Annotated in this window: 5 protein-coding genes and 1 pseudogene; 2 read left to right on the forward strand and 4 right to left on the reverse strand. The window is 71.8% G+C overall.

Annotated elements, in window-relative coordinates; all coding sequences use genetic code 11:
- Nucleotides 1-13: 13 nt before the first annotated feature.
- A complete protein-coding gene (locus tag ACFWEP_RS04465; protein ID WP_387365417.1) occupies nt 14-1,078 on the reverse strand; it encodes a potassium channel family protein in 1,065 nt (354 codons plus the stop codon).
- Nucleotides 1,079-1,362: 284 nt separating this feature from the next.
- On the opposite strand from ACFWEP_RS04465, the pseudogene ACFWEP_RS04470 reads away from it, so the two are divergent.
- Together ACFWEP_RS04470 and ACFWEP_RS04475 are read left to right on the forward strand one after the other, a co-directional pair.
- A pseudogene (locus ACFWEP_RS04470) lies at nt 1,363-2,070 on the forward strand (potassium channel family protein); the annotation flags it as partial.
- A 154-nt stretch (nt 2,071-2,224) separates the two neighbouring features.
- Nucleotides 2,225-3,220, forward strand: coding sequence for an NAD(P)H-quinone oxidoreductase (locus ACFWEP_RS04475; protein WP_387365402.1), 996 nt, complete (start codon nt 2,225-2,227; stop codon nt 3,218-3,220).
- A 213-nt stretch (nt 3,221-3,433) separates the two neighbouring features.
- Here the strand turns inward: ACFWEP_RS04475 and ACFWEP_RS04480 are convergent, their stop codons facing one another.
- From ACFWEP_RS04480 to ACFWEP_RS04490, 3 genes are all read right to left on the reverse strand, one after another.
- Nucleotides 3,434-3,979, reverse strand: coding sequence for a bacterial proteasome activator family protein (locus ACFWEP_RS04480; protein WP_387365405.1), 546 nt, complete (start codon nt 3,977-3,979; stop codon nt 3,434-3,436).
- A 150-nt stretch (nt 3,980-4,129) separates the two neighbouring features.
- Nucleotides 4,130-4,669, reverse strand: coding sequence for a hypothetical protein (locus tag ACFWEP_RS04485; RefSeq protein WP_387365408.1), 540 nt, complete (start codon nt 4,667-4,669; stop codon nt 4,130-4,132).
- Between the two features lie 535 nt (nt 4,670-5,204).
- Nucleotides 5,205-6,389: protein kinase (locus ACFWEP_RS04490; protein WP_387365411.1), on the reverse strand; the 1,185-nt coding region annotated here is incomplete at its 5' end.

A 6,389-nucleotide genomic window follows, 5' to 3' on the forward strand; every position in this document is an offset into this window, starting at 1 on the left:
ATCGGGCCTCGCGTCAGTGGGCCGGTGGTCCCGACCGGCTGATGGTGATGACACGGTCTTCGCGCTTGAGGCCGGCGATCGCGGGGTCCGTGTAGTCGAACAACTTCCTGTTGCGGAGCACCGCGACGATCAGATCCGCGCACTCGCGCGGCGAGCGGCCGATCTCCTCCTCGGTCACCGCGCGCTCACCGAGATCCAGCCCGCTGCCATGGGTCATCAGATCTTCCAGCGTCCTGGCCACCGGCGGACTGGCCATCGACACCCCCAGCAGACGCCCGGCCGAGCTGGAGCTGGTGACCACGGTGTCCGCGCCGCTCTGCTTGAGCAGCGGAACATTTTCGTCCTCCCGGACCGCGACGACGATGGTGGCGTGTTTGTTGAGTTGGCGGGCGGTCAGGGTGATCAGGGTGGCCGTCTCGTCGCGCTGAGGCGCGATGATCACCCGACTGGCCGTCTGCACCTCGGCCTTGAGCAGCGTTTCGGAGCGCGTGGCGTCGCCGACCACGGCCACCAGTCCGTCGTCGCCGGCCGCGTGTGCGGCCTTCTGCTGCGGGTCCACCACGACGATCTTGTCCTTGCCGATGCCCGTGGAGAGCAGCGACTCGATGGCGTGCCGGCCCTTGGTGCCGTAACCGACCACCACGACATGGCCGCGCGTACGGGAACGCCACCGGTGGATGCGCACCTGCTGGCGGGTCCGCTCGGTGAGGACTTCGAGGGTGGTGCCGACCAGGATGATCAGGAAGAGCACCCGAAGGGGGGTGATGACCAGCACGTTGGTGAGGCGGGCCCCGTCGCTCACCGGGGTGATGTCGCCGTAACCGGTGGTGGAGAGGGTGACGGTCGCGTAGTAGACCGCGTCGAGCAGGTCGACGCTGCCGTCGGAGGTGTCGTTGTAGCCGGAGCGGTCGGACCAGACGATCACCACGGTGACCGCGAGGACCAGCAGAGCCATCGCCAGTCGCCGGAGCACCTGCTGGAGCGGCGGGAGGGATCCCTGTGTCGGCATGGTGATGGCGCGACTGGCCTCGTTGTCGTCCCGCGCTTCCGAGCGCGAGCGGTGCCAGAGGGTCCGCAGGATGGAGAACCTGCCGGTCCTGGCTGCTGGGTGGTTCTCGTCCTTCAAGGCATGTCCTCTGGCGGCGGCGGGCAGGTGGTCACGTCGTGGCCCATGGTCGTGGATCGACGACGAGGACGTATGCCGAAGTGCCCGGCGCGCGGTGTTTCTCCACCGGTCGCGCACCGTCACCGGCGGACAGAAGCGTAAGGGGTTCCGCGCGGCCGTTCCGTCCCTCGTCCTTCCGTACCCTGAGAGCCGCGCCGTACCGCGCGATACGCCGAACAGGGCGACCCGTCGAGTTCCTGAATCGCTGGAGAAGCAACGTGCGTGATCACAGTGTGGTCGTCGGTTTCGGTACGAAGGGCCGCTCGGCCGTGCAGACGCTCTGCGCGACCGGCCTGCGGAAGGACCGGATCGTCATCGTCGATCCGTCCGGCAAGGTGGTCGACGCGGTCAACGCGCAGGGGTTCACCGGGGTGCAGGGTGATGCCACGCGCAGCGAGGTCCTCCTGCGGGCCGAGGTCCAGAAGGCGCGTCAGATCATCATCGCCACCCAGCGCGACGACACCGCGGTGCTGGTGACGCTGACGGCTCGGCAGCTGAACCAGAGCGCGAAGATCGTGGCCGCGGTGCGCGAGGAGGAGAACGCCCCGCTGCTCCGGCAGTCCGGAGCGGACGCGGTCATCACCAGTGCGAGTGCGGCGGGCCGGCTGCTGGGGCTCTCGGCGCTCAGCCCGAGCGCGGGCACGGTGCTGGAGGACCTCATCCAGCACGGCAGTGGCCTGGACCTCATCGAGCGGCCGGTGATAAAGAGCGAGGTCGGCAAGGGGGTTCGGGAGACCGACGACCTGGTGGTGAATGTGGTGCGGGGTCACCGGATGCTCAGTTACGACGATCCCGCGGCCAGCCCTCTGCAGATGACCGACCGGGTGGTGGTGGTCGTGCGTGCCTCCCCGCTGCCCTCCCCGCTGATCCCGAACCGGCCGCCGCAGGGCCCGCAGCGGCTGTAGCGCGGGCACCAGCCTCCGCACCAGCCCTCGTGCCAGCGCCAGCCCTCGTGCCCGCGCCTGCCCTCGTGCCCGCGCCGGAGCCCCCGCCCCGGCCGGTCGCCGGGAGAGGCGCTGCTGCCGGGTGGGGGCGGTGGCACGGAGTAGCCTCGCGGCCATGTATGCGATCACGATCCCGGAACCCGGTGGCCCCGAGGCACTCGTCTGGACCGAGGTGCCCGATCCCGTACCCGGCGAGGGCGAAGTCCTCGTGGAGGTGCTCTCCAGCGCGGTGAACCGCGCCGATGTCATGCAGCGCCAGGGGTTCTACGATCCGCCGCCCGGCGCGTCCGCGTACCCGGGTCTCGAATGCGCGGGCAGGGTCGCCGCGCTCGGCCCGGGCGTGAGCGGCTGGGCGGTGGGCGACGAGGTCTGCGCGCTCCTCGCCGGCGGCGGTTACGCGGAGAAGGTCGCGGTGCCTTCCGGGCAGCTGCTGCCGGTGCCCGCGGGCCTCGACGTGGTGTCGGCGGCGGCGCTGCCCGAGGTGACGTCGACGGTCTGGTCCAACGTCTTCATGGTGGCGCACCTGCGCCCTGGCGAGACCCTGCTGGTGCACGGCGGTTCCAGCGGCATCGGCACCATGGCGATCCAGCTGGCCAAGGCGGTCGGCGCCCGGGTCGCGGTGACCGCGGGCAGCGCGGAGAAACTGGCGAGCTGCGCGGAACTCGGCGCCGACATCCTGATCGACTACCGCGAGCAGGACTTCGTGGAGGAGATCCGCAAGGCGACGGACGGCGCGGGCGCGGACGTCATCCTGGACATCGTCGGCGCGAAGTACCTGGGGAGGAACGTCGAGGCACTCGCCACCAACGGGCGACTCGCCATCATCGGTCTCCAGGGCGGCGCGAAGGCCGAACTGAATCTGGGCGCCCTGCTGGCCAAGCGGGCCGCCGTCACCGCCACCTCGCTCCGGAGCCGTCCGGCGGCCGAGAAGGCCGCGATCGTGGCAGCCGTGCGCGAGCATGTCTGGCCGCTGATCGAGGGGGGCGTGGTCCGCCCGATCGTGGACCGTACGCTTCCGATGGCCGAGGCCGCCGAGGCCCACCGGGTGCTGGAGTCCAGCACCCACATCGGCAAGGTCCTGCTGCTGGCGCCCGCCACGAACCAGGCCTGACCGGCTCCGGGCACGCCCCGGGGACTGCCATGACGAGAGCCCGGCCCGCACGGAATCCACATCGGATTCCCGCGGTCCGGGCTCTGCCGGATCCCGCGCGCGGAGGGTCCGCGCGGCGGCGTGCTGATCGGCCTGGGGTGTGTTCCGAGCCAGGGCGTGTGGTGAAAGTCCTGCCTGTCCGGCGGGCGGACGGCGCTACTTCCGCAACACGCTTTAGAGGTACGGGCCGGAGCGGATCGCGCCGTGCGGGTCCCCACCGACGCCTTCCTCGTCGCCGGAACCGGGCGGCAGCGCGCGCCGCATCTGTTCCAGCTGGGCCCGGGCCGCCATCTGCTGGGCGAACAGCGCGGTCTGGATGCCGTGGAACAGGCCCTCCAGCCAGCCCACCAGCTGGGCCTGCGCGATCCGCAGCTCGGCCTCCGAGGGGACCGACTCCTCCGTGAAGGGCAGCGAAAGGCGTTCCAGCTCCTCCACCAGCTCCGGGGCGAGTCCGTCCTCCAGCTCCTTCACGGAACTGGCGTGGATCTCCTTGAGCCGGACCCGGCTCGCCTCGTCGAGAGGGGCTGCTCTGACCTCCTCCAGGAGCTGCTTGATCATGCTGCCGATGCGCATGACCTTCGCGGGCTGTTCGACCATCTCCGTCACTGGGACCTCGCGGGACTCGTCGCCACTGGCACCGCCGCCGACAGCCATTCCGTCCTGTCCCACTACGAGGACCTGGGGGTGCTCCTGCGACCGGTCATTCCTCGGCATCTCCATGCCGCCATTGTCTCGCACATGCTCCGTACACAAGGGTGGTGCCCCTTCTTAGGCGTGATCCACCGTCCCCTACGTACCTGAATGCGTGATCGGTACCCCGAGATGTCCCGGAGCGTCCCGGATGCGGACCCCGGCAGGGCGTGTTCCGCGTCAGCCCGCGCGGCGTACACGGACGCCGAGGAGGAACAGCCCGAGGCCGACCAGGGTGATCCCGCCGCCCAGGGACAGCTCGCGGAGCCGCTCGGTGGCCCGGGTGCTCAGTGCGCGCCGGTGGGCCGACGGCACGGGCTCCGAGGGCAGGGAGGGCGGCGCGACGGAGGGCGGGACCGGCGGGGGAGCCTCCTCGTCGTCGTCCTCCAGAGCGGCGACGGCCGCGGCGAGCTCCTCGGGGGGCAGTGACCTTCCGGGGCGTACCCGGCCCTCCCCGGCGAGCCGCCCGGCGAACGGTGCCCCGTCCTTCGGCGGACCGGCCGACGCGTCGTCGGACGGACCGACGGACGGCGGGACCAGCGGGGTGGCCGGGGGCGTGATGGTGGTGGGTCCCGTGGAGATGCTCGCTTCGATTTTGTCCGCCGGGGCCGACGCGGCGGAAACCGGTAGTCCGGAAGCCGGTGCGTGGAAGCCCGCCGAAGGCCGCCCGGAGGACGGCGAGGCCGCCCGAGAGGGCCGGACGGAAGAAGCGGGCGCCACGGGAGGGCCGAACGCGGGGAGACCTGCCGTGGGCCGGCCGACTGCGGCACGACCGCCGGACGAGCGCGCCGGAAGCGAGGGCACCGAAGGAAGCGAAGGCGCCGGGGACGGGAGGGCTGAGGACGAGCGCGCTGTGGGCCGGGGGCCCGAAGGTGCGCTCACCTCCGCTCCCGAGGGGGCGAGGGCGCTCGTACGGGGGGAGGCGAAGGCGGCCCCACCCGCCACCGGAATCGGCGCGGCGGCCAGGGCGAACAGAAGACAGGCCGCCGACCTCGACATCCGCACGGACCGTGAGGGAGGAGGACCTGGAGCCATGGGATCAGCGTCACACGCCCGCACATTCCCGGCATCCCGGATGGAGGGATGTCATCCGCCCTGATGACGGCGAGCCCTGCCCTCACCCGTACGGCCGATCAGGGACACGCGCGTACGGCCGATCCGGCTGCTGTCCGACCCCGGGTCCGTCCCCGTCCCAGGGTCCCGTCCCAGGGTCCCGATCCTCGGGCCCGCCCCGGGTCCCGCCCGTCCGCTCGACTCAGTTCGGGTCGCCCGTGGAGACGCTCAGTTCGATGTGGGCGCTCTGCGGGTCGATGGCCGTACCGGCGGTCGGGAACTGCTTGACGATCTGGTCCTCGGCGTAGGTGTTGCCGGGTTCCTCGATCACTTTGAGGGTCCACCCAGCGGCGTCGGCGCAGGCCTTCGCGGAGAGCAGGTCCTTGTAGACGAAGTCCGGTGCGGAGACCTTCTCCGGATCGCGGACGTCCGTACTCGGGTCGGTGCAGTCGTCGGTGTCCATCGTCCGGTTGCGCTCGGGGCCCTTGTGCTCGCCCGCGACCGCAGGCGCGCTGCTCTCGGAGCCGCCGGTGGACTCCGGTTCGTCGTCCTCGCCCCCGCCGATCAGGAAGACCGCCCCCAGGCCGATGACGGCGATGGCGGCGACCGCGACCGAACCCAGGACCACCCCGTTCCGCCGGGGCCTGCCACCGCCCCCGGCGCCCGCCCCGCCGCCGGTCGCGGACACGGCGTACGGCGGTGGGGTCTGCTGGTACGCCGGAGGGGCGGCTTGCGGGTAGCCGTAGCCTGCCGCCGGGGTCGGGACTCCGTACGGGCCGGGCTGCTGCGGTTGCTGGTGTGCCGGGTACGGGGTCTGGACGCCGTACGGGGTGGGCGGGTTCTGCTGGTCCACCGGCGGGAAGACCGTCGCGCCGACGCCCGACCCGCTGTTCGTGGGGCCACCGGCGACGATCACCGGGGCGGTGGCCGGGCCCGACGCGTTCAGCACCCGGAAGACCTCGTCGCGCATCGCGGCGGCGCTGGGGAAGCGTTCGTTCGGGTTCTTCCGGAGCGCGCGGGCGACGAGCGCGTCCAGCGCGGGGGTGACCGCCCGGTTGATCGTGGACGGGGCGGGGGGCTGCTCCTGCACGTGCGCGTACGCGATGGCGAGCGGCGACTCCGCGTCGAAGGGGAGGCGTCCGGTGAGCAGCTGGAAGAGCATGATGCCGACCGAGTAGAGGTCGGAGCGGGCGTCCACGCCGCGGCCGAGGGCCTGCTCGGGGGAGAGGTACTGCGGCGTGCCGACGACCATGCCGGTCTGGGTCATCGAGGTGACGCCGGACTGCATGGCGCGGGCGATGCCGAAGTCCATGACCTTGACGACGCCGCGCTTGGTGACCATGACGTTGCCGGGCTTGATGTCGCGGTGGACGAGCCCCATCTCGTG

The organism is Streptomyces sp. NPDC060198, from assembly GCF_042728415.1.
In the GTDB taxonomy this organism is placed as follows: Bacteria; Actinomycetota; Actinomycetes; order Streptomycetales; family Streptomycetaceae; genus Streptomyces.